Source organism: Streptomyces sp. NBC_01288 (assembly GCF_035982055.1).
GTDB lineage: Bacteria > Actinomycetota > Actinomycetes > Streptomycetales > Streptomycetaceae > Streptomyces.
In genome coordinates this window covers 3992337-4012961 of the sequence record NZ_CP108427.1, presented here as the reverse complement: position 1 = coordinate 4012961, position 20625 = coordinate 3992337, and the positions used below count along the sequence as shown (strand labels likewise).

22 protein-coding genes and 1 pseudogene are annotated in these 20625 nt (G+C 70.7%); 14 read left to right on the top strand and 9 right to left on the bottom strand.

From position 1 onward, the window contains the following. The first annotated feature begins 19 nt into the window (after positions 1-19). The 4 genes from OG194_RS17445 (at position 20) to OG194_RS17430 (ending at position 3577) form a co-directional block, all read left to right on the top strand. Positions 20-703: a DUF4328 domain-containing protein gene (locus OG194_RS17445; protein WP_327401773.1), complete on the top strand. Its 684-nt coding sequence runs from the start codon at positions 20-22 to the stop codon at positions 701-703. Positions 704-847: 144 nt separating this feature from the next. Beyond that, complete coding sequence (locus tag OG194_RS17440; RefSeq protein ID WP_327401772.1) at positions 848-1450, top strand: hypothetical protein; 603 nt, start codon at positions 848-850, stop codon at positions 1448-1450. A 123-nt stretch (positions 1451-1573) separates the two neighbouring features. Beyond that, entirely contained in the window at positions 1574-1975 is a 402-nt protein-coding gene (locus OG194_RS17435) for a hypothetical protein (RefSeq protein ID WP_327401771.1), read from the top strand. A gap of 126 nt (positions 1976-2101) precedes the next feature. Then, positions 2102-3577: an MFS transporter gene (locus OG194_RS17430; protein ID WP_327401770.1), complete on the top strand. Its 1476-nt coding sequence runs from the start codon at positions 2102-2104 to the stop codon at positions 3575-3577. A gap of 20 nt (positions 3578-3597) precedes the next feature. Here OG194_RS17430 and OG194_RS17425 read toward each other — a convergent pair whose 3' ends face one another. Then, positions 3598-4788, bottom strand: coding sequence for a Gfo/Idh/MocA family protein (locus OG194_RS17425; protein ID WP_327401769.1), 1191 nt, complete (start codon positions 4786-4788; stop codon positions 3598-3600). 256 nt (positions 4789-5044) lie between these two features. Here OG194_RS17425 and OG194_RS17420 point away from each other — a divergent pair, with 256 nt between their 5' ends. Next, positions 5045-5656: an RNA polymerase sigma factor gene (locus tag OG194_RS17420; RefSeq protein WP_327401768.1), complete on the top strand. Its 612-nt coding sequence runs from the start codon at positions 5045-5047 to the stop codon at positions 5654-5656. After that, positions 5649-5858 (top strand): hypothetical protein, encoded by a 210-nt coding sequence (locus OG194_RS17415; RefSeq protein WP_327401767.1) that lies wholly within the window; start codon positions 5649-5651, stop codon positions 5856-5858. Before OG194_RS17420 ends, OG194_RS17415 begins: the two co-directional genes overlap by 8 nt. 310 nt (positions 5859-6168) lie before the next feature. Here OG194_RS17415 and OG194_RS17410 read toward each other — a convergent pair whose 3' ends face one another. After that, positions 6169-6372 (bottom strand): cold-shock protein, encoded by a 204-nt coding sequence (locus tag OG194_RS17410; RefSeq protein ID WP_266771059.1) that lies wholly within the window; start codon positions 6370-6372, stop codon positions 6169-6171. 244 nt (positions 6373-6616) lie between these two features. Continuing rightward, entirely contained in the window at positions 6617-6955 is a 339-nt protein-coding gene (locus OG194_RS17405) for a MerR family transcriptional regulator (RefSeq protein WP_327401766.1), read from the bottom strand. Positions 6956-7647: 692 nt separating this feature from the next. Between OG194_RS17405 and OG194_RS17400 the strand changes: the two genes are divergently transcribed. From OG194_RS17400 to OG194_RS17390, 3 genes are all read left to right on the top strand, one after another. Next, a complete protein-coding gene (locus OG194_RS17400) occupies positions 7648-8037 on the top strand; it encodes an ATP-binding protein (RefSeq protein WP_327407113.1) in 390 nt (129 codons plus the stop codon). 232 nt (positions 8038-8269) lie between these two features. After that, complete coding sequence (locus tag OG194_RS17395) at positions 8270-8623, top strand: PRC-barrel domain containing protein (protein WP_327401765.1); 354 nt, start codon at positions 8270-8272, stop codon at positions 8621-8623. A 159-nt stretch (positions 8624-8782) separates the two neighbouring features. Continuing rightward, positions 8783-9622: an RNA polymerase sigma factor SigF gene (locus tag OG194_RS17390; protein WP_327401764.1), complete on the top strand. Its 840-nt coding sequence runs from the start codon at positions 8783-8785 to the stop codon at positions 9620-9622. 272 nt (positions 9623-9894) lie between these two features. Here the strand turns inward: OG194_RS17390 and OG194_RS17385 are convergent, their stop codons facing one another. Further along, positions 9895-10734: a DUF1206 domain-containing protein gene (locus tag OG194_RS17385; protein WP_327407112.1), complete on the bottom strand. Its 840-nt coding sequence runs from the start codon at positions 10732-10734 to the stop codon at positions 9895-9897. A 75-nt stretch (positions 10735-10809) separates the two neighbouring features. On the opposite strand from OG194_RS17385, the pseudogene OG194_RS17380 reads away from it, so the two are divergent. The 3 genes and pseudogenes from OG194_RS17380 to OG194_RS17365 form a co-directional block, all read left to right on the top strand. Then, a pseudogene (locus OG194_RS17380) lies at positions 10810-11544 on the top strand (phospholipase D-like domain-containing protein); the annotation flags it as partial. A gap of 649 nt (positions 11545-12193) precedes the next feature. Beyond that, a complete protein-coding gene (locus OG194_RS17370) occupies positions 12194-12856 on the top strand; it encodes an RNA polymerase sigma factor (protein WP_327407111.1) in 663 nt (220 codons plus the stop codon). Beyond that, the gene (locus tag OG194_RS17365) at positions 12856-14034 is read left to right on the top strand and encodes a hypothetical protein (RefSeq protein WP_327401763.1); all 1179 of its coding nucleotides are present in this window, start codon (positions 12856-12858) and stop codon (positions 14032-14034) included. The genes OG194_RS17370 and OG194_RS17365 overlap by 1 nt, the downstream gene beginning before the upstream one ends. 225 nt (positions 14035-14259) lie before the next feature. Here OG194_RS17365 and OG194_RS17360 read toward each other — a convergent pair whose 3' ends face one another. Beyond that, positions 14260-15108 (bottom strand): L,D-transpeptidase family protein, encoded by an 849-nt coding sequence (locus OG194_RS17360; RefSeq protein ID WP_442811579.1) that lies wholly within the window; start codon positions 15106-15108, stop codon positions 14260-14262. Positions 15109-15219: 111 nt separating this feature from the next. Here OG194_RS17360 and leuE point away from each other — a divergent pair, with 111 nt between their 5' ends. Continuing rightward, positions 15220-15876, top strand: a complete 657-nt coding sequence (gene leuE, locus OG194_RS17355; RefSeq protein WP_327401761.1) for a leucine efflux protein LeuE — start codon at positions 15220-15222, stop codon at positions 15874-15876. Here leuE and OG194_RS17350 read toward each other — a convergent pair. Then, positions 15873-17306 carry an FAD-dependent oxidoreductase gene (locus tag OG194_RS17350; RefSeq protein ID WP_327401760.1) on the bottom strand — a complete coding sequence of 478 codons (1434 nt, stop codon included), beginning with the start codon at positions 17304-17306 and terminating at the stop codon, positions 15873-15875. The two genes, leuE and OG194_RS17350, sit on opposite strands and share 4 nt — an antisense overlap. 73 nt (positions 17307-17379) lie before the next feature. Between OG194_RS17350 and OG194_RS17345 the strand changes: the two genes are divergently transcribed. Next, on the top strand, positions 17380-18030 hold the full coding sequence (locus OG194_RS17345) for a TetR/AcrR family transcriptional regulator C-terminal domain-containing protein (protein ID WP_327401759.1): 651 nt from the start codon (positions 17380-17382) through the stop codon (positions 18028-18030). Between the two features lie 3 nt (positions 18031-18033). Here OG194_RS17345 and OG194_RS17340 read toward each other — a convergent pair whose 3' ends face one another. The 3 genes from OG194_RS17340 to OG194_RS17330 all read right to left on the bottom strand — a co-directional run bounded on the left by OG194_RS17340 (position 18034) and on the right by OG194_RS17330 (position 20443). Then, the gene (locus OG194_RS17340) at positions 18034-18525 is read right to left on the bottom strand and encodes an RICIN domain-containing protein (RefSeq protein ID WP_327401758.1); all 492 of its coding nucleotides are present in this window, start codon (positions 18523-18525) and stop codon (positions 18034-18036) included. A 94-nt stretch (positions 18526-18619) separates the two neighbouring features. Next, positions 18620-19468 carry a helix-turn-helix domain-containing protein gene (locus tag OG194_RS17335; RefSeq protein ID WP_327401757.1) on the bottom strand — a complete coding sequence of 283 codons (849 nt, stop codon included), beginning with the start codon at positions 19466-19468 and terminating at the stop codon, positions 18620-18622. Positions 19469-19489: 21 nt separating this feature from the next. Beyond that, positions 19490-20443, bottom strand: coding sequence for a helix-turn-helix domain-containing protein (locus OG194_RS17330; RefSeq protein ID WP_327401756.1), 954 nt, complete (start codon positions 20441-20443; stop codon positions 19490-19492). Positions 20444-20625 lie beyond the last annotated feature (182 nt).

Below are 20625 nucleotides of genomic sequence, written 5' to 3'. Positions count from 1 at the left end.
GCACTCGGGGGGTTTCACCATGTCCGTTCCCACGCCCAGACCGGTGTCCCGTCTCCGCTCGCCGGTCGGTCCGGGCCGGGCCGCCGCCGCGCTGCTCGGGCTCGTCATCGCCGCCGATCTGTTCGCCGTCTACGCCGGTCTCGCCCTGTACGACGTGACGGGCGACCTCATGAACGGCGCGACCGGCGGTGCGGTCCTGCGGCGGACCGACGCAGCGGTGTCGCTCGACTCGCCGGCCCTGAAAGTCCACTCGGGCTCGCTACTCGTGTGCGTCATCGTCTACGTGTCGTGGTTCGTGCTGGTGCGGGGGAACGCCGAGGTCTTTGATCCGGCCGAGCAGAGCATGAAGTCCTCGTGGGCGGTCGTCGGGTGGTTCGTCCCGGGGCTGAACCTCTGGTACCCGCGCCGGATCACCCTGGAGATCTGGGACGCCAGCAGCCCCGCGGGCACCCGCAGGTCGCATCTGCTGGTCAACGTCTGGTGGACGCTGTGGCTCCTCTCGCTCCTCGCCGACTGGATGGGCGACCTGCACTACGAGGAGAGGTTCGGGCCCGACGGGAACCACGCCGTCGTCGAATTGTCGCTGATCGCCAACGTGGTCGAGATCGCGGCCGCCGCGCTCGCGATCCTCGTCGTCCTGCGCCTGACCCGGATGCAGCACGAGAAGGCCCTGGCGAGGGCGGGCGTTCCGGTCGAGGCCTGAGGGATCCCGTTCAGTTGGCCGAAAACCTCTTCTTCCCTTTTTCCGCCTGCTCGGGGGTGTCCCGTGTGACACTCCCGGGGTGGGGCGCGCCGTCAGGGGAAATGCGGGCTCCATAGGGGAGGGGCCCCGCTGAGGGAGGTCTGGATGAGTCTGGTGGAACTGATCGCGCAGGCCGACGAACGCGCGCTGACTGCCAGTGGACTGGCTTGTTTGGATCGGTGCGTGCCGCTGCTGGGCGGCGACGACGAGGTGCTGCGTCCGCTGTGGACCAGCCTCGCCGACCCGGCCGTGGGGGAGACATGGGGCGAGTGCCTGGAGCGGGCCCGCGCCAAACTGCCCGCGCACTTCGAGGAAGCCGGAGAGGGAGCCGGTGAGGAATCCGGTGACGACCGCGCCGTGCGGCTCGCCCGGCAGATGCTCGCGACCGCACCGGCCGAACCGGTCGGCGCTCCGGTACGGGAGTGGGCCGATGCCTGCTCGGTCGCCTCGCTGCGGATCCACCGGCTCCTGGAGGTCATGGCCCCCGCCGACGACGCGGACGGCGCCGACGACATCGACTCCCGCCGGGAAGGTCGTACGGAGGGAATGTCACCCCTCGTCGCCGCCGAGCTGCGCCGGCAGATCACCGTCCTCGAACTCCTCGCCGGAACCGGCTCGGGCGGACTGCGCCAAGTGCTCGCGGTGTCGACGGAGGGGCGCCGGGTGCTGCGCGCGGTGGTCTCGCGCCGGGCGCGCGGGCGGAGTTGAGCGGGAGTCGGGAGCGAGGTCTGTGACCGTCGTGCGGCGGGGGTGGGTCGGTCCTGCGCCGGTCCGGGGAAATGCCCGGATCGGGGTGCCGGGAACCACCGTGACTAGGGTTTTCTCGGTGCGATGACACACGTGATGACAGCGCGGGAGCACAGGCCCTCCGCCGCCACCCGGCCCGTGCGGTGGGCGGCGGACGCGGTGGCGACGATGCGCGAGGGGGCCCGGGTCCGTCTCGACTACTCGGCGCAGAGCCTGTGGCGGGTCGACCGGATGATCGAGGAGATACGGCGGGACGGGGCGCCGTACGCCGCGATCGAGAGCGAGTTGCGCGGGTTCGGGGCGTACGCCGGTGAGGTGATCGCGCGACAGACCGGTGGCGAGTGGTGGGCATCCGGGGGTGAGTACTGGCTGCGTACTCCGGAGGGGCGGTTGTGGGACCCCATCGACGAGGCGCGGCGGTGTTTCGGCGGGCACGGGTCGCTGCGGCTGCTGTGCCGGGACGCGGTGAACGGCGCGCACCGGTAGGGGAGTTCGGCACCCGGAACGCAGCGGGGCCCGGTCGGCAAAATCGGCGCAATAAGAGACGCTGGCGTTCCCAAGGGCCGGGTGCGGGAGGACGATGAGGGCGATCGCCGGACCCGGGGAGGATCCATGGCCGAGAACCGTCGTTGGTGGGCGCTGGTCGTCATCGCGCTCGCGCAGTTGATGGTCGTCCTCGACATGACCATCGTCAACATCGCACTCCCGTCCGCCCAGACCGACCTCGGCATGTCGGACGGGAACCGGCAGTGGGTCATCACCGCCTACACCCTCGCGTTCGGCGGGCTGTTGCTGCTCGGTGGCCGGATCGCCGACCTCGCCGGGCGCAAGAACACGTTCATGATCGGGCTGATCGGCTTCGCCGCGGCGTCCGCGCTCGGCGGTGCCGCCGCCAACCAGGGCATGCTGTTCGGCGCCCGCGCGCTGCAAGGAGTCTTCGCCGCCCTGCTGGCCCCCTCCGCGCTGTCGCTCCTCACGACGACGTTCACCGACCCCAAGGACCGCAGCAAGGCCTTCGGAGTGTTCGGCGCGATTGTCGGCGCGGGCGCGGCAGTCGGGCTGTTGGCGGGCGGCTTCCTCACCCAGTACCTGGACTGGCGCTGGTGCCTCTACGTCAACGTCCCCATCGCGCTGGTCGCGTTCGCCGGCGCCTGGGTCCTGCTCAGCGACAGCTCCCGGCACCCGGACGCCCACCTCGACATCCCCGGCGCGCTCCTCGGCTCCATCGGCATGCTGACGCTGGTGTACGGCTTCTCCGAGGCGGAGTCGAGGAGTTGGGGCGACGGACTGGTCCTGACCCTGCTCGCCGCCGGGGTCGTCCTGCTCGGCGCCTTCGGGTTCTGGCAGACGCGGGCGAAGGTTCCACTGCTGCCGATGTCAGTGGTGAAGGACCGTCAGCGGGTCGGCGCGTTCCTGACCATCCTGTTCGTCACCATCGGCATGTTCGGCGTGTTCCTCTTCCTCACCTACTACATGCAGCGCGTCCTCGGATACTCGCCGGTCAAGACGGGCGTCGCCTATCTCCCCATCACCGTCGGCATGATCACCGGCTCGACGCAGATCGCGGCCCGGCTGCTGCACCGGGTCCCGCCGCGCACCCTGATGGTCCCGGGCCTGCTGTGCGCGGCGGGCGCGCTCGCGCTGATCGCGCAGGTCGGGGTGGAGCCCGCGTACGCCACGTACATCCTGCCCGGCATGCTGATGCTCGGCCTCGGCATGGGTACGGCGATGATGACCTCGGTGTCCCTGGCCACCGGAGGTGTCGCACCCCGCGACTCCGGCGCGGCCTCCGCCACCTTCAACACGGCCCAGCAGGTGGGCGGTTCGATCGGTACGGCCCTCCTCAACACCATCGCCGCCACCGTCACCACCCGCTACGCCACCGCCCACGCGGGCCCCGGCGTGAACCGGAAACTCCTTGAGGCGAAGGCCGCCGTGCACGGCTTCAACGTCGCCACCTGGTGGGCCATGGCCTCGATCCTGCTCGCCGCGCTCATCGCCGGCGTCCTGGTGAACGCGGACCGGGTGCCCACACCGGGCGCGGTGGCGAAGGAGACCCCGCAGCAGCCGGTGGAGACCTCCATCTAGGCCCACGCCTCCAACTGGTCCTACGAAGCCCGCACTTGACCCCGCTCGAAGTAGGCGACGAGTTCCGGATCGAGGGGCGGCACCTCGCGCGGGCTGCCGCCGTCCCGCAGTGACTCGGTGGCCCCGGACCCGGCGGCCACGGCCATCCGCGCGGCGACGGGCGAGGTGTCCGTGCGGCCGCCGTGCCGTACGAAGCGCAGGAACTCGTCGATCAACAGCGGGTCGGCGCCGCCGTGTTCGCCGTTCTGCCCGGTGTCCGGGACCCGGTGCTCGGCGTCGGCGTGCTCCCGGTATTCCGAACGGCGACTGTTCCACACCTTCACCACCGCGCCCGGACCGTCGCCGAAGTTCTCCAGTCTCCCCGCGTCGCCGATGACGGTGTAGTTGCGCCAGTAGTCGGGGGTGAAGTGGCACTGCTGGTAGGCGGCCAACACCCCGTTGTCCAGGCGCATGTTGACCAACGACACGTCCTCGACGTCGATGACCGGGTTGAGCGCCCGCTGGGTGTGCGGCGGCCAGTGTCCGTCCTCGGTGTACCAGTCGGCGGTCTTCGGCTCGCCGGGCGCACGCCGGTGCGGGAGGCCGCCGTAGACCAACAGGTCGCCGAACGCCTGGACTTGGCGGGTGTATCCGCCGGCCAGCCAGTGCACCACGTCGAGGTCGTGCGCGGCCTTCTGGAGCAACAGGCCTGTGCTGTAACGGCGTTCGGCGTGCCAGTCCTTGAAGTACCAGTCACCGCCGTAGCCGACGAAGTGCCGTACCCACACCGTCTTCACGGTGCCGATCGCACCGCCCTCGACGAGGTCGCGCAGCAGGCGGATCACCGGCATGTGGCGCATGTTGTGGCCGACGTAGAGGCGGGTGCCGGTCTCGTGGGCGGTGCGCAGGACGCGGTCGCAGCGTTCGACGGTGATGTCGAGCGGCTTCTCGACGAGGACCGGCCTGCCCGCGCGCAGCGCCTCGCAGGCGAGGTCGGCGTGGGTGTGGTCGGGGGTGAGGACGAGGACCGCGTCGACGTGAGGGGACGTGACGACTTCCCGATGGGCGGCGGTTGTCGAGACACCCGGGAAGTCCGCTGTCGCCTGTCGGCGGGCCGCCGGGTCGGGGTCCGCGAGGGCGGTGACGCGGGAGCCCGCGCCGGGGCGGTGGGCGACGCGGGCGAGGCTGCCGCGCAGGCCGTAGCCCAGGACACCGATACGGAGGTCGGACATGGGTCTCCTTCGTTCGCGGGGACGCCACGGGCGGACGTACACCGGGGCCAGAGGGACCGTGCCCCGCCGACGGGCCGGAGATGTGCCGGACGGGCCGCGGGCTGTGACGTTTCTGTGAGGGGCGGCGCTGATGGCGATGAGGGGTGCGGGGGATCGCTGCACGGGGGTGCGGGGGTGCGTCGCGCCGGCACGGACGGCGGGGAACCGCCGCCCCGATACGGATACTTCGCGCACTCGGTACGGACGAGGACAGTCCTTGGGCAAGACAGGCGAGCCCCGGCGCGGGCACGCGCACGACGGGGAACTGGGCGCGGCCGTCGCGCGGGCCCAGGAGGGCGACGACGGCGCTTTCGCGGTCGCGTACCGGATCGTGCAGCCCGGGCTGCTCGGGTATCTGCGCGGGCTCGTCGGCGACGACGCCGAGGACGTGGCGTCCGACGCGTGGCTGGAGATCGCCCGCGACCTGGGCCGGTTCCGGGGCGACGGGGCGGGCTTCCGCGGCTGGACGGCGACCATCGCCCGGCACCGGGCGCTCGACCATCTACGGCGGCTGAGGGTGCGTCCGAGACCGGCGACGCTCGAACAGGACGTACTCGAACTGCCCGGCCCGCACAGCACCCACGACCAGGCGCTGGAGTCCCTCTCCACGGAGTACGCGCTCGGGCTGGTCCGGGGGTTGCCGCAGGACCAGGCCGAGGCCGTGCTGCTGCGGGTGGTCGTGGGGCTCGACGGGCCCGCCGCCGCACGGGTGTTGGGCAAGCGGCCGGGTGCGGTGCGTACGGCTGCCTACCGGGGGTTGAGGCGGCTCGCGCGCGAACTGGGCGTGACGGACGGTGTGGGGGAGAGGGACGGAGACGGACATGGCTGACCACGACACGGGCCTGCCCGGCCTCCCTGACCCCTCCGGTCTCCCGGGCCTGCTGGGCGCGGCTCTCCGCGAGGGTGACGTGGACGGCGAGGCGGAGCGGCGGGCGGTGGCCGCGTTCAGGGCGGCGCGGGACGCGGGGGTTCAGGCGGCGCCGACGCGCAGCCAGGACGACTGGCGGCCGAGGGGCGGCGGGGCGCTGTAGGGATGTCGCGCCAGGAGCGGACAGGTCGCCGGCGGCCTGCGGGCCGAGGTCGGTACGGGGGCTCCAACCTGGCGTGTCGCACGGCCTGTTGACGCGCCGGCCGGAGGTGTCTGAGGCCCTGACCGGGATCGAACTCACCGCCTGGCGCGTCCTGCACGCGGACCGCAGGTCGGGGAAGGCCGCGCCCGAGGTTGCGCCGACCCCGGATCCACTTCAACGGGCCAGGGCCGCCCAGCCGTTGCCGGGTGGCCCTGATCCTGTGCTCTGCAAGTCCTGTCGACGCCCTGCCCCCTCGGGCAGGGGTGCGAGGTCAGGCCGGGCTGATGTTTTCGGCCTGGGGGCCCTTCTGGCCCTGGGTGACGTCGAACGTCACGACCTGGCCCTCCTGGAGCTCACGGAAGCCCGACGAGTTGATCGCGGAGTAGTGCGCGAAGACATCCGGGCCGCCGCCGTCCTGGGCGATGAAGCCGAAGCCCTTCTCCGCGTTGAACCACTTCACAGTTCCCGTAGCCATGTCTCATGCCTTCCAGTCGATGAACGCCTCCCACTCCCTGTGGACGGCGGAGGTGATCGCCCTGGTCCCTGCGGCACAGCACAGCAAAACGCCCACGCCAAGAGCGTGGGCTGTAGGGAATTCCGAACCACGACAGCTGACACAGACGCTACATGCCCACACCCCGCGTCACCAGGGAAAGCGATCACTCGGGACACCGGGACCGGGAGTGCGGTGCCCGCCGTTGCCGACGGGCTCAGCTGTCTCAGGCCGTGCTCGTCGGGTCCGCCGCTTCCGCGGTGCGGCGGTATTCGGCGTTGATGCGCTGGGCTTCTTCGAGCTGGTCTTCGAGGATGATGATGCGGCAGGCGGCCTCGACGGACGTGCCGTGGTCGACGAGTTCCCGGGCGCGGGCGGCGATGCGCAGCTGGTAGCGGGAGTAGCGGCGGTGTCCGCCTTCGGAGCGGAGCGGGGTGATGAGGCGGGCTTCGCCGATGGCGCGGAGGAAGCCCTGGGTGGTGCCGAGCAGTTCGGCGGCTCCGCCCATCGTGTAGGCGGGGTAGTCGTCGTCGTCGATACGGCTGAACGAGTCGTCTGCTGTCATTCGCACCTCTCTGTGGAACGCGTCGAGGGGCCTTGGTGCCGTACGGCACCAAGGCCCCGAAGGAACTGCTACACCATCTGCCGACCCTGACGAGGCGTCGGCCCTCTGTTTCCGCTGCCCTGACCTGAATGCCGTCGGGGCCGCTGGGATCGCGGTTGCTTGACCGGAGACCACCTCACTATCGATGTCCTGCGGTACCCGGGTTCAAGATGTCGGCCCGGGCGATCCTGATGGCGCTCGGCTCCTCCGTTCTTCCCTCTGGGGTCAACTGCTTACAAGTGGGGTACTGCGTACTGCCGGGTCCTGCTCATGGCGGCCCCTGATCACTGCGGGCCACCCGGTCCGGTCGTCAGTCCCGTCGCCGTCCTGCAACCGCTCTGGCTTCGGAACTCCACCACCGCACCGTCCTGCGAACTGCACCTGCGGGTACTGCTCCGCCCGGCAGTTCGTGTCTGCCGGGCCCTGCTGTTTCTCTGGGCTACGAGAGAACCATAATCACGCCCACGCTCCAATGTCTACTCCAACAAACATAGATTTCCGCGTGTTCGACAGCCAGGCAATCCGCCTCGAACAGCGGCGGGCGCAGGAGCGAGGGCTGTCCCCGCCTGATTGGCGAGCCACAGGCCGGGGCACAAGACCCGCCAGGCAGAACCGGACAACGATCCAGAGACCGGGGAGACCTGATGAGCACCATGAGCACCATGAGCGTCGACGTCGCGACCGTCGGCTCCGCGACCTCCGTCGCCGGCGCACGCGACAGCGCCCGGGCCTTCCTCGGAGGCCTCGACCGCCCGATCGCAGCCGAGGCCGCCGACACCGTGGTCCTGGTCGTCTCGGAACTCGTCACCAACGCCCTGCGTCACGGCGGCGGTACCTGCACCCTGAACCTGACCGCGTACCCGGACGGCGTCGAGGTGGCCGTGCACGACCGCAGCCCCCAGATGCCACGCATGCGTACCCCCGACCTGAACGGCGGCACGGGAGGCTTCGGCTGGCCCATGGTCGACCGCCTCGCCCAGACCACCGCCGTGACCCGTCGGGCGGCCGGCGGCAAGACCGTGAGCGCCCTCCTCGCCCGGTGACGCTGGGACCCGGAAACGGCACGGGTCACGGGAGTGAAGATCGCTCCACAGGGCACGTGAAGGGGGCAAGCGTGGCCGCTGGTACCGCTGGTAGGCGGACACCCATCACGTTCTGGCGCGGCACTCCGATTTCTGAAGTTGTGAAGAGACGTCACTGAATTCGACAACGCCGGTACGACTCCGCGGTTCGACTGCGGGAATGACAAAGAATCTCGATGAGGGAGCCGTTTTCATGAGTGACAACATCTGGGGCTACCAGCCGACCACCGGCCACATCACGGGCACCGACCTGATCGGCTACAAGGTCGAGGCCATCGACGGCGGCATCGGCAAGGTCGACAAGCACTCGGACGACGTCGCCTCCGCGTATCTCGTCGTCGACACCGGCGTGTGGATCTTCGGCCAGCACGTCCTGCTGCCCGCCGGAACCGTGAAGACGGTCGACCAGGCCGAGGGCAAGATCTACGTCGGCCTCACGCGGGACCAGATCAGGGAGTCCCCCGAGTTCGACAAGGACAAGCACGTCGGCGACGCCGGCTACCACGCGCAGGTCGCCGAGTACTACCAGACCCAGCGATGCGTCTGATGTCAGCATCAGCCCGGACGCGGGGCCGGCCGGAGACACTCCGGCCGGCCCCGCTCCGAAATCACCTGGCATGCATTCCGCGAACCCGGGTAGGCCGATCATTGTCGGCGGACAAGGAACCGGCGGCACGGAGTCCGGACAACGCGGGAGGGGCCTGACATGACGGTGACGAAGACGGCGGACGCACAGACCCGGGTACTGCCGGAGATCGCGGACCCCTCACAGGTCGCCCCCAAGGACGCCCGTCAGCTGACCCGGCTGTTCCTCGACCAGCTGGCCCTCCTCGAAGAGGGCACGCACGAGTACCAGTACGCGCGCGACACCCTCATCGAAATGAACATCACGCTCGTCCGGTACGCGGCTTCGCGGTTCCGCAGCCGCGGCCAGGACGAGATGGAGGACATCGTCCAGGTCGGCACGATCGGGCTGATCAAGGCCATCGACCGGTTCGAACTCACCCGCGAAGTCGAGTTCACCTCCTTCGCCGTCCCCTACATCACCGGCGAGATCAAGCGCTTCTTCCGCGACACCTCCTGGGCCGTCCACGTCCCCCGCCGCCTCCAGGAAGCCCGTGTCCAGCTCGCGAAAGCCAACGAAGAGCTCCGCAGCCGGCTCGGCCGTACGCCCACCACCAAGGAACTCTCCCAGCTGATGTGCCTCAGCGAGGAAGAGGTCAACGAGGCACGGCTCGCCTCCAACGGCTACAACTCCGCCTCCCTCGACGCCGCCATCAACTCCGGCGACGACGGCGAAGCCGCGCTGGCCGACTTCATCGGCCTCGACGACAACGCCCTCGAACTCGTCGAGGACTTCAACGCCCTGGCCCCCCTGATCGCCGAACTCGGCGACCGCGAACGGCGCATCATCCACATGCGGTTCGTCGACGAACTCACCCAGGCCCAGATCGGCGAACACCTCGGCGTCTCCCAGATGCACATCTCCCGCCTGCTCAACCGCACCCTCGCCAAGCTCCGCGCAGGCATGCTCACCACCAACTAGGCCGCGCGGATCCGCAACACACCGGCTGCTCCCCGTCTCCCTTGTGAGGTGGGGAGCAGCCGGTGTGCTGCGGCTCCGCTCGACTCCGACGCGTAGCAAACGGTGTCCACGGCTCACATGGGTGTGCCGGTGCCGGCGATCCCGACGGCGATGCACAGTCCCTCGTCGGTGATGTCCACCGCGCGTTCCTGACAAGGCGTCGGCGGCGCGGGCCACGGCACCGTCGACGTGTGACGGGGTGCCGCAACCGCAACCGCAACCGCGCCGTCGGGTCAGACGTCGCGCCAGCGTGCGTTGGCCCAGGAGAAGACCCCGAAGGCCATGAGGCCGACCGCTATCAGCGCCAGCAGCCAGGGTCCCGCAGGGGTGCCGGCGAAGGTACGCAGGGTGTCGTCCATGCCCTTGGCCTCGCCGGGCTTGTGCCGGACCGCCGCGGCGATGGCGAAGCCGCCCGCCGTGGCGAAGACGATGCCCCGGGCCGTACCGCCGAACACACCGAAGGAGACGACGACTTGACGCGTCGTCCGGGACATCTCCGCCGTCTTCAGATGCTTCTCGAACTTGCGCAGGAGCGCACGGACAGCGATCCACACGCCGGCAGCGGTCACCGCGGCACCGGCGATGCCGACGATCCACTGCCCGCCGGGCCAGTCCAGCGCCTTCGCCGTGACGTCCTGGGAGTTCTTGTCGGAACTGCCGCTGCCACTGCCCTTGTCCCCGCCCGCGTAGGAGAGCACGGAGTACGCGACGAAGCCGTAGAAGACGGAACGGCCCGCCGCCATCGCCCTCTTGCCCGGCTTGTCGCCGTCGGGGCCCGCCTGCCCGAAGGCGGCCTCGGACAGCCGCCACAGGGACATCCCGGCCAGCGCGATCCCCAGCAGCCACAACAGCACTGTGCCGAAGGGCTTCTGGGCGATCTCCGCGATCGCGCCACCCCGGTCGGCCTGCTTACCGCCGCCGAAGAAGGCGATCCGCAGGGAGAGGACGCCGATCAGTACGTAGATGACCCCGCGGGCCACGAAGCCCGTACGGGCCGCCGCCGCGACCGCCTTGCTGTTCGCCGCACGGCGGGCCTGTCCCTGCCCGCGTGCCGTTGCCGATCCAGTAGCCATGCCGTTCCGGATGCCCTCGAAGGACGAGGTCATCCGGGTTTTGTCCTCCGGCTCGATGTCCAGGAAGGTGCAGCCATGCCAAACACGCAGAACGCAGCCGCCGCAACGGCGGGAACCGTCAGGTCCGAGGAGCCTGGCGGCGCGGAGGACGTCGGGAGCGTCCTCGACGACCGGGCCCGGCGCACCAGACGCGGGCTGGAACGGCTCATAGGGATCGCGGCCACGGAAGGCAACGCGCTGCTCCCGTTGCGCAACGGGGACGAGATCTTCGGCGCCATGCTGGGCCGGATCCGTTCCGCCCACCACACCGTGGACATGATGACGTTCGTGTACTGGAAGGGCGAGATCGCCCGGCAGTTCGCCGACGCGCTCGCGGAACGGGCGCGCGAAGGAGTGCGGGTACGGCTACTGTTGGACGGCTTCGGGAGCCGGCTCATCGAGAAGGACCAGCTGGAGGCGATGGAGCGGGCGGGCGTGCAACTGGCCTGGTTCCGCAAGCCGTTGTACCTCTCCCCGCTGAAACAGAACCACCGCTGTCACCGCAAGGTCCTCGTCGTCGACGAGGAGACGGCCTTCACCGGCGGCGTCGGCATCGCCGAGGAATGGTGCGGCGCCGCGCGCACCCCGGACGAGTGGCGCGACACCCACGTCCAGGTGAGCGGACCCGCGGTGGCCGGACTGGCCGCCGCCTTCGCCCAGAACTGGGCCGAGTGCCATGACGAACTCTTCGACGACCGCGACCGGTTCACCGACCACACCCCGCAGGGCGATGCCGTGGTGCAGGTCGTCCGGGGCTCGGCCAGCTTCGGCTGTATTTTCCAGGCCGTCAGCTGCGGGAGTTGGAGCCCCTGGTGGAAAGCCCGGTCGTAGCCATATCCCCTTCCTGGCCGACTGGTTGAACGAGTCATGGGGAAGGGGAACGGTCCTCCGTGGATGGTCCCCCGGATGACCTGTGGGGGCGGATCGCGCCGTTACTGCCGGTCAGGCAGCGGCGTACCGTTTCGACCCCGACGAAATCCGTTGGCTCCGCGTCATCACCGTCGCGGGCGGCACCCCGCTCGACATCACCCTGAACGGTGGCAACCGCCACGACATCATCCAGCTGCTGCCCCTGCTCGACGCGATCCCGCGATCCCGTGGATCCGCCGAGTGCCCGGTCGCCCTCGCCACCGGCCGCGTCACGTCGGTCGCGAATGTCCTGCACCGTCGCAAGTCAGAGCCGTGCACCGCGGAGACGGCCGGGGCCGCCACCCCCCACAGGAGAGGCCCCGGCCGTCGCGCTGTACGGGCCGCGCGGCGGCCCGTACTTTTTACAGCGCCGGGAGTGCGTTTTCTGTCACACCGGGGGCCCGAACCAAGTAGTTGCGTCTTGTACGGACATGGACGAGGAACAGTTTCAGGTCGTAACGTGCCTTTCGCGCCGGAGTGCGGACGCGACCAACACCATTCGAGGGACCACGTGCTGGGGGACGACGCGGAGCTGACCGCCGCGGTGCTTGCGGCACAGGACGGGGACGAGACCGCGTTCCGGACTGTGTACCGCACGGTGCACCCACGGTTGCTCGGATACGTACGGACGCTGGTCGGCGATCCGGACGCCGAGGATGTCGCGTCCGAGGCCTGGCTCCAGATAGCCCGGGACCTGGACCGGTTCAGTGGGGACGCGGACCGGTTCCGGGGGTGGGCCGCCCGGATCGCCCGCAACCGCGCCCTGGACCACATACGGATGCGCGGCCGCCGCCCCGCGATAGGCGGCGACGAGACCGAACTCACCGGCCGCGCCGCCGAGTCCGACACCGCCGGCGAGGCCATCGAGGCCCTGGCCACCGACAACACCCTCTCCCTCATCGCCCAACTCCCGCAGGACCAGGCCGAGGCCGTCGTCCTGCGGGTGGTCATGGGCCTCGACGCCAAGACCGCCGCGGAGACCCTCGGCAAGCGGCCCGGCGCCGTCCGCACGGCCGCGCACCGCGGGCTGAAACGGCTGGCGGAGCTGCTCGGCGGCGACCCGGAATCGGCCGCGGCCCTCGACGCCCTGCCGCCCCAGCGAGACCCGCGCGACCGCGCGGTGACGTCCGCCACTGTGACGCATACGCGCGCGCGGACGCAGAAGGACATGTGATGGCCGACGAGCGCTCTGCTTTTCCGGGGGACACCCCTCGGACCCCCGGCCGATGGCTGGACCGTGAGACCGCCGAACTGCTGCTGCGCGGCGAGTCCCCGGAAGCCGTCGACCCGGCCGCCCGCGCCCAGGCCGAGCGGCTCGCCAGAACCCTCGGCGCGCTGTCCGTGGAACCCTCGCAGACCAAGGTCGAACTCCCGGGCGAGGAAGCCGCGTTGGCCGCCTTCAGGGCCGCGCGCACCGGCAACGATGTCGAGCGGTCCGTCCTCGGCCGGCGCGGCCGCGGTGCGTCCTCCGACGCCGGTCTCGTCCGGCTCGGACGGCCCGCCGCGACCGTCCCGGGGCCACGCTGGGGAAGACCCGTACGGGTCGGCCTGACCGCCGCGCTCGCCGTCGGCATGCTCGGCGGCGTCGCGGCCGCGGTCGGCACGGGAGCCCTGCCGACGCCGTTCCACGACGACCCGACACCCGCCTCCTCCATCTCCGCCGCCGTGACACCGCCCGACCGCACGCTCGTCTCGCCCTCGCCGAGCGGCACCGGCGGCCCGGGCACGCCCACGACGGGCGGCGGTTCCGACGACTCCTCCGGCGAGGCGGCCGGCAGCGGCACGAACCCCACGCCCTCCGCCGGTACCGGTGACGACAAGTCCTTCGGCTCCGGCGGCTGGTGGAAGGGCGTCACCTCGTCCTGCCGTGCCGTGCGCGACGGCAAGCCCCTGGCCCCCGGCCGCAAGCGGACCCTGGAGGGCGCGGCGGGCGGCACGTCCCATGTGTGGACGTACTGCAAGGGTCTCCTCCAGCACACCGGCACCGGAACCGACACGGACGACAAGAACGCCGGCGGCAAGGGTGGCGGCAACGGCAGTGGCAGCGGTAACAGCAACGGGCAGAACGCCGGCGGTCAGGGCGGCGACCAGAACGGTTCGGACGAGCAGGCCGGCGGTCAGGTCGGCGGCAGCGGCGGGAACATCGCCCCGGTCGCCCCGGGCGGCGGCAATGGCGGCAGCGGTGGCGGTAACGGCGGTGGCGGCGGTTACCAGAACAACGGCGCCTCCACCTCCGGCCCCACGGTCTTCACCCCGCTCGCCCGGCACCAGTCGCCGTCCACCCCGGTCCCGTCGCACACCACCGACACCCGGCAGACCCCGGCGCCGAGCCCGACGTACAGCGTGCTCTGACGTACGGCGTGCTCTGAACCGATCGCACGCCGCTGACCTGCGCTTTCGTGGCTCGTGGAAATTTCTTCGCGGCAGGTGTGACATTTCCGGCCGTCGTGGCGCAGTACTGAGTGAGCCGACTGGTCATCGGCCAACGCACAGAGCCGGGGTTCCCCCCGTACCTACGGCTCGTGCACACGGCGCGGGTGGGACACGTTCCCCCGGTCCCGCCCGCGCCTCATACACCTACTGGTAGACGACGACCTTGTCGCCGGTCCGTACCTGCGCGAAGAGACTCGCGATCGCCGCCTCGTCCCGTACGTTGACGCAGCCGTGCGAGCCGCCCGCGTAACCCCGCATCGAGAAGTCGTACGAGTAGTGCACCGCCTGGCCGCCGCTGAAGAACATCGCGTACGGCATGGGGGAGTGGTAGAGCGTGGACACCCAGTTCCGGGCCTTCCAGTAGACCTGGAACACACCGTCGCGGGTCGGGGTGTACTGCGCGCCGAACCGCACCGACATCGTCGACACCGTCCGCCCGTCGATCATCCAGCGCAGGGTCCGGCTCGTCTTGTCGATGCACAGCACCCGGCCGGTGAGACAGCGCGGGTCGGGGGCGCCGGCCGGCTGGCCGCCCATCAGGTACAGGTCCCACTTGCCCGGCTCGTGCGTCATCTTCAGCAGCCGCTGCCAGGTGACGCTGTCGGTCTCGCCCGTCCTCGGCAGCCCGCGCTTGCCCTGGAAACCCGCGACGGCCTGCTCGGTGAGGTCGTCGTAGGTCCCGGTCGGCCCGTCGAAGAGCCAGTCGACCTGCCGTAGCCGCGCCTGTAGTTCGCGCACGTCCCCGCCGCTGTCCCCGCGCGACCAGAGGACGTTCGCGGCGCGGCCGGTGCTCGGGGAGGCGGAGGATTTCCCGTCACCGCTGCCACCGGTGCCGCTACTGCCACTGCTGCCGGGAAGCTTGATGCGGACGGGCAGATGGTGCCCGCCGTCCGCGTCGGTGCCCTGCACCGTGCAGCCGCACACCGCCACCAGTGCCGACAGGGCCACCGCGGCGGCGATCGCTTTCGCCCTGCCCGTAGTACGCCTCCCCATACCCGTAGTACGCATCGCGGACCCCCGTCGTCTCACCGGCCTCGTACCTCGGACACGTACCCCCGGAAAAGGGGCCGCGAACGGCGTCCGGCGCATGCGACACTCGTTCTCATGCTCGGTGTCATAGACCTCCCCACCTACCTCGCCGGCCTGGTCCTGATCGTCCTGCTGCCCGGGCCCAACTCGCTGTACGTCCTCTCGGTCGCCGCCCGGCGCGGCACCCGGGCCGGGTACACGGCCGCCGCCGGTGTCTGGTGCGGGGACACCGTGCTGATGACGCTCTCCGCGGCCGGGGTCGCCTCGCTGTTGCAGGCCAACGCCGTGCTGTTCGGGATCGTGAAGTACGCGGGGGCCGGGTATCTGACCTGGCTGGCGTTCGGGATGCTGCGGGCCGCGTGGGCGATGTGGCGCAGCCGCAAGGAGCGGGCGGCGATGGAACCGGCGCCCGTCGCGGAGGCGGCGGAGGAGCGGCCGTACCGCCGTGCCTTCGTCGTGAGCCTCTTCAACCCGAAGGCGATCCTGTTCTTCGTCGCCTTCTTCGTGCAGTTCGTCGACCCGGGGTACGCCTATCCCGCCCTGTCGTTCGTCGTGCTCGGCGCCTTCGCGCAGCTGGCGAGCTTCCTGTACCTCAGTGCCCTGATCTTCAGCGGGACCCGGCTGGCGACGGCCTTCCGCCGCCGCAGGCGGCTCGCGGCGGGGGCCACCTCGGCGGCGGGGGCGCTGTTCCTGGGCTTCGCGCTGAAGCTGTCACTGGCCAGCTCGGTCTAACTGCCGTTCGGCAGGCCGAGGTTGAAGCGTTCTGCGTACTTGGCCAGGCCCTCGTCCGTGTCGCCCGCCCAGCCGACGTAGCCGTCGGGGCGGACCAGGAAGAGGCCCGTTCCGTACGTCTCGGCAGCCGGGCCCTCCACGACGCGTACGGCGTCGCTGTCACCGGTCGCCGCGCTCGCCGGTGCCTTCGTGCCCAGCGCGAGGAGGGTCCAGTGCGGGCCCCGGAAGGCGTCGAGGAGGCGTACGCCCGCGACGGTCCGGGTTGGGGCGCGGTCACCGGCGCGGATCCCTTCTCCCGCTGCCCGGGTCTCCGTCGTGAGGCTCGACTCCCGGTAGTCGATGCCCAGTTGGCGGGTCGCCTCGCCGCGGCGGACCTCGCCCCGGTGGACCTTGGTGGACAGGCCGAGCATCTCGGCGGCGTTGGGGAGCCGCTCCTCCTCGTAGGTGTCGAGCAGGCTCGCGGGCGCCTCGCCGCGCAGCACCGCGCCCAGCTTCCAGCCCAGGTTGTAGGCGTCCTGGACGCTGGTGTTGAGGCCCTGGCCGCCGGCCGGTGAGTGGACGTGCGCCGCGTCCCCGGCGAGGAAGACCCGGCCCTGCCGGAAGCGGTCGGCGAGGGCCGCCCGGGGGCGGAAGTCCGAGGCCCAGCGGAGTTCGGTCACGTCCTCGGGGGCGAGGTGGGTGCGGCCGGCCACGGTCTTGCGGATGCCGTCGAGCGAGAGGTCGACGTCGGTGCCCTCCGGGAACTGGGCGATGACCTGGAAGTCCTCGGTGCCGGCCAGCGGGAAGACCGCGAGGAAGCCGTCGTCGCCGCGCGGCGGGAAGACGTGCACGTTGTCGCGGTCCAGGCCGGTGATCCGGGTGTCCGCCACCAGCAGCGGGTTCGGATCGACCGTCTCGCCGGTCATGCCGATCCCCAGGGTCCGGCGTACGACCGAGCGACCGCCGTCGGCGGCCACGACGTACCGGGCGCGGACGGCCGTACCGGAGGCGAACTCGACGCTCACCCCCGTCTCGTCCTGGACGAAGCCGGTGACCTCGCGTCCGAAGGCCACCGTCCCGCCCAACTCCGTCAGCCGGGCGAGAAGGATCTCCTGGGTGCGCCACTGCGGCACCATCCACGTGGTGCCGTACGGGGTGTCGGGGTCCGTCTCGGACGGGTCGAACATCTGGTGCTCGCCGACCTTCCGGCCGTCCTGCCAGACCGCACCGACCGGGTAGGCGCCGCCCTGCGCGAGGATCGCGTCGATCACGCCGAGGTCGTCGAAGACCTCCATCGTGCGCGACTGGATGCCCTTGCCGCGCGAGCCGGGGAACAGCACGTCCGCCTTCTCCACGACCAGCGCGTCCACGCCACGCCGGGCGAGGTCGATGCCGAGGGTGAGGCCGGTCGGGCCCGCGCCGACGATCAGTACGTCCACCTGTTCCGCCATGATCCCAGTCTCCTTAACGCTGTTAAGTGGCTACGGCCATCAGGGTGCCCTTAACGCTGTTAAGCTGTCAAGCGTGAGTACGGAACGACGCACCCCCCTCGACCGCAAGCGCGTCGCGGACACGGCCCTGAAGCTGCTGAACGAGGTCGGCCTCGACGGGCTGTCCCTGCGTGCCATCGCCAAGGAGCTGGACGTCAAGGCGCCCGCGCTGTACTGGCACTTCAAGGACAAACAGGCGCTGCTCGACGAGATGGCGACGGAGATGTACCGGCGGATGGTGGCCGACGCCCGGCTCGCCCCCGAGGACACCTGGCAGGAGCGGCTGCTGAAGTCCAACCGAGGACTCCGCGACGCGCTGCTCGGCTATCGCGACGGCGCCAAGGTCTTCAGCGGCTCCCGTTTCACCGGCACGCTGCACGCCGTGGAGATGGAGAACACCCTGCGCCTGTTCACCGAGGCGGGCTTCACCCTCGCCCAGGCGGTCCGCGCGACCTCGACGTCGTACCTCTTCACGATCGGTTTCGTCAGCGAGGAACAGGGCGTCAAGCCGCTGCCGGACGAGCGCCGCGAGGGGTACGACGTAGACGAACGCGCCCGCCTGATGGCCGACTTCCCTCTGTCGGCCGCGGCGGGCGCGGAGATCTTCGAGGACTACGGCCGGCACTTCGAGGAGGGGCTGGCCGTAGTCGTGGCGGGGGTGGAGGTGTGGTCCGGGGTCAGGTGAGGGTCAGTTGTGGGTGCCGTACCAGACGTAGTAGGAGGAGGGAATCGTCGACTGGTTGTTGTCGGTGGCGTAGACCGCGTCCTTGACGGTGCTCGTCCTCAGGTATCCCTCGCCGGCCGAGCCGAGATCGTCGAAGAAGTGCCCGCTGTCGCCCTGGTACCACCACCACTGGCCGGTGGCGCCGTTGCAGGTGCTCATCCAGACGGCGTTGACGGTCGTCTTGTTGTCGGTCGTCAGACAGGTGCCGGTCTCACGGTTCCTGACCTGCGCGAAGGTGCCGGAAGCGCCGACGAAGTCCCACTGCTGGCGATTGCTCCCGACGCACGACGTGGCGAACGCCGTCCCGGTGTCCCCGGCCGTCAGGCAGGTCCCGAACCCGGCGTTCTGGAACTGCCAGTACGTGGGCGCGGCTTGGGCCGTGGCCGGGAACATCAGCCCGGCGCTCGCGGCGAGGGCGCCCACGGCGCCGACTGCGGCAAGACGGAGTTTCTTCACTGCAACCTCTTTCGGAGAGTTGGAAGTGGAGCGGTCGTCCTGATCAACAGCCTCCCCGGAAGGGGCAGTTGGGGCGTTGGCGCACAGAGCACACTCATGTGGCAATGCGTCCACAGGAACCGTGGGAGTGCTTGCGGAAGTCGCCCGGCGGAATCCCGTACGCGGCGCGGAAGGCGCGCGCGAAGTCGGTGGCGCGGGCGAAGCCCCAGCGGGCCGCGACGGCGTGCACGGGGGTGCCGGCCTGGGCCGGGTCGGCGAGGTCGAAGCGGGCGCGCTCCAGGCGCCTGCGGCGGATGAACGCGGCGACGGTCTCGCTCTCGTCCTCGAAGAGCCGGTGCAGATAGCTGAGCGAGATGCTGTGCGCGGCAGCGACGCTCTGCGGGGTCAACTCCGGTTCCTCCAGGCGCTGTTGGATGAACGCCATGATGAGCGGGGTCAGCGGCGCCCGGGGTCCCAGCGGCGGACAGGGGTCGGGTTCGGCGGCGCGGGCCAGCAGGGCGGCGACCAGGCTGCTCAGGACCGTGGCCAGCCGGGGTCCGTCGGCGGGGCGGTAGGTGCCGGTGTGTTCCATGACCTGGGTGAGGAAGCGGGCGAGCAGCGGGGCCATGAGGTCGCGGCCCGGGATGCGGTGGCCGAGCATCCGGTGGGCGTTGTCCCGGGGCAGCGGCAGCAGCGCCTCCGGGACGACGGCGCCGACGGCCCTGATCGGGCCGGTGCGGATCTCGTGCGGTCGTAGGCCGTCGTCGCAGTAGAAGTCGCCCGCGCGCAGGGGCGTTTCGCGTCGGCCGCAGGTGATGACCGCCTCCCCCTCAAGGAGGAGCGCGAGGCGATAGTGGTCCACGCCGGTCTTCCGGGTGGAGCGGGCGGCCCGGCGTAGTTCCAGCGGCTGGAAGGCCGCCGACCACACCGGCATCGCACCTAGTCTGACGAGTCGTCCGGTCATGAACTCCCCCTGGGTGTGCGGTCATTCGGTACGGGTCTCGCGGTACTCCCGCGGCGCTACGCCGTAGGCCGTGCGGAACGCCCGGGTGAAGGCGGAGTGGTCCCGGAAGCCCCAGCGGGCGGCGATGCGGTGCACCGGGGTCTCCCGCAGGCGCCGGTCGGCGAGGTCGCGGCGGGCCCGTTCCAGACGGCCGTGGCGGATCAGCGCGGTGACCGTGGTGTCGCGGGTCCGGAAGAGGCGGTGCAGATAGCTGACGGAGATGTGGTGGGCGGCGGCCACGGTGCGCGGGGTCAGCTCGGGGTCGGCGACGTGCTCCAGGACGTAGGACGCGATCCGCGCGGGCAGCTCGGGCTCGGGAGGTTCGGGCGGGCCGTCGAGGTGGTGGATGAGGGTCGCCGCCAGCAGGTCCAGGGCGACCGCGCTCACCCGGGTCTCGTCGGCCGCCGGGTAGGCGCACGTCTCGGCGGCCAGGTCGGTGAGGAAGTGGGTGAGCAGGGCGCCCAGTCCCTCCTGGGCGGGTAATCGGGTGCCGAGCAGGCGGTCGGCGCGGCGGGCCGGGAGCGGCAGCAGGGTCCAGGGGACGTGGACCCGCAGCAGGGTCGCGGGTTCCGGGCTCGTGATCCGCAGGCGGAGGGGGCGGGAGCTGTCGTAGAAGGTGAAGTCCTGGCCGTGCAGGAGGGCCTCGTGGCCCGCCTGGGAGACCGTGAGGGTGCCCCGTAGGGGGAAGACCACCGCGCACACGGCGGGGTCGGAGCGGTGGATCAGGCGGGTGGTGCGGCGGATGACGGCCGGGGAGCAGGTCAGCTCCAGGATGCGGACCGGGCCGAGGTCGCGGGTGCGGGCCGTGGCCCGGAACCGGTGCGGTGGCGTGCTCGTCACGCGCATCGGGGGGTCGCAGGTGTGCAGGAATGTGTCGAAGGCGGCCAGTCGGTCGGCCGGTGGCAGGTCCTCGCTCCGAAATACCGTTCTGATCACGTACCCCCCGGATCGATCAGTCGTTCCTTTCGAACGTTGGATCGTCGAGCGGGTGTTCGGGATGTGCTTTTGAGCGGCAATTTGTAAATGGAGGGCGGCCCGTAACTTCACGTTCACCTGCTGGCCCCGGCAGGGTTGATATCCGGGCTCGAACATCTCCTACGGTCACAAGAATCCGCCCC

Coding starts and splice junctions, on each gene's coding strand:
- OG194_RS17445 (WP_327401773.1), top strand. CDS start 20: ATGTCCGTTCCCACGCCCAGACCGGTGTCCCGTCTCCGCTCGCCGGTC.
- OG194_RS17440 (WP_327401772.1), top strand. CDS start 848: ATGAGTCTGGTGGAACTGATCGCGCAGGCCGACGAACGCGCGCTGACT.
- OG194_RS17435 (WP_327401771.1), top strand. CDS start 1,574: ATGACACACGTGATGACAGCGCGGGAGCACAGGCCCTCCGCCGCCACC.
- OG194_RS17430 (WP_327401770.1), top strand. CDS start 2,102: ATGGCCGAGAACCGTCGTTGGTGGGCGCTGGTCGTCATCGCGCTCGCG.
- OG194_RS17425 (WP_327401769.1), bottom strand. CDS start 4,788: ATGTCCGACCTCCGTATCGGTGTCCTGGGCTACGGCCTGCGCGGCAGC.
- OG194_RS17415 (WP_327401767.1), top strand. CDS start 5,649: ATGGCTGACCACGACACGGGCCTGCCCGGCCTCCCTGACCCCTCCGGT.
- OG194_RS17410 (WP_266771059.1), bottom strand. CDS start 6,372: ATGGCTACGGGAACTGTGAAGTGGTTCAACGCGGAGAAGGGCTTCGGC.
- OG194_RS17405 (WP_327401766.1), bottom strand. CDS start 6,955: ATGACAGCAGACGACTCGTTCAGCCGTATCGACGACGACGACTACCCC.
- OG194_RS17400 (WP_327407113.1), top strand. CDS start 7,648: ATGAGCACCATGAGCGTCGACGTCGCGACCGTCGGCTCCGCGACCTCC.
- OG194_RS17395 (WP_327401765.1), top strand. CDS start 8,270: ATGAGTGACAACATCTGGGGCTACCAGCCGACCACCGGCCACATCACG.
- OG194_RS17390 (WP_327401764.1), top strand. CDS start 8,783: ATGACGGTGACGAAGACGGCGGACGCACAGACCCGGGTACTGCCGGAG.
- OG194_RS17385 (WP_327407112.1), bottom strand. CDS start 10,734: ATGGCTACTGGATCGGCAACGGCACGCGGGCAGGGACAGGCCCGCCGT.
- OG194_RS17365 (WP_327401763.1), top strand. CDS start 12,856: ATGGCCGACGAGCGCTCTGCTTTTCCGGGGGACACCCCTCGGACCCCC.
- OG194_RS17360 (WP_442811579.1), bottom strand. CDS start 15,108: ATGGGGAGGCGTACTACGGGCAGGGCGAAAGCGATCGCCGCCGCGGTG.
- leuE (WP_327401761.1), top strand. CDS start 15,220: ATGCTCGGTGTCATAGACCTCCCCACCTACCTCGCCGGCCTGGTCCTG.
- OG194_RS17350 (WP_327401760.1), bottom strand. CDS start 17,306: ATGGCGGAACAGGTGGACGTACTGATCGTCGGCGCGGGCCCGACCGGC.
- OG194_RS17335 (WP_327401757.1), bottom strand. CDS start 19,468: ATGACCGGACGACTCGTCAGACTAGGTGCGATGCCGGTGTGGTCGGCG.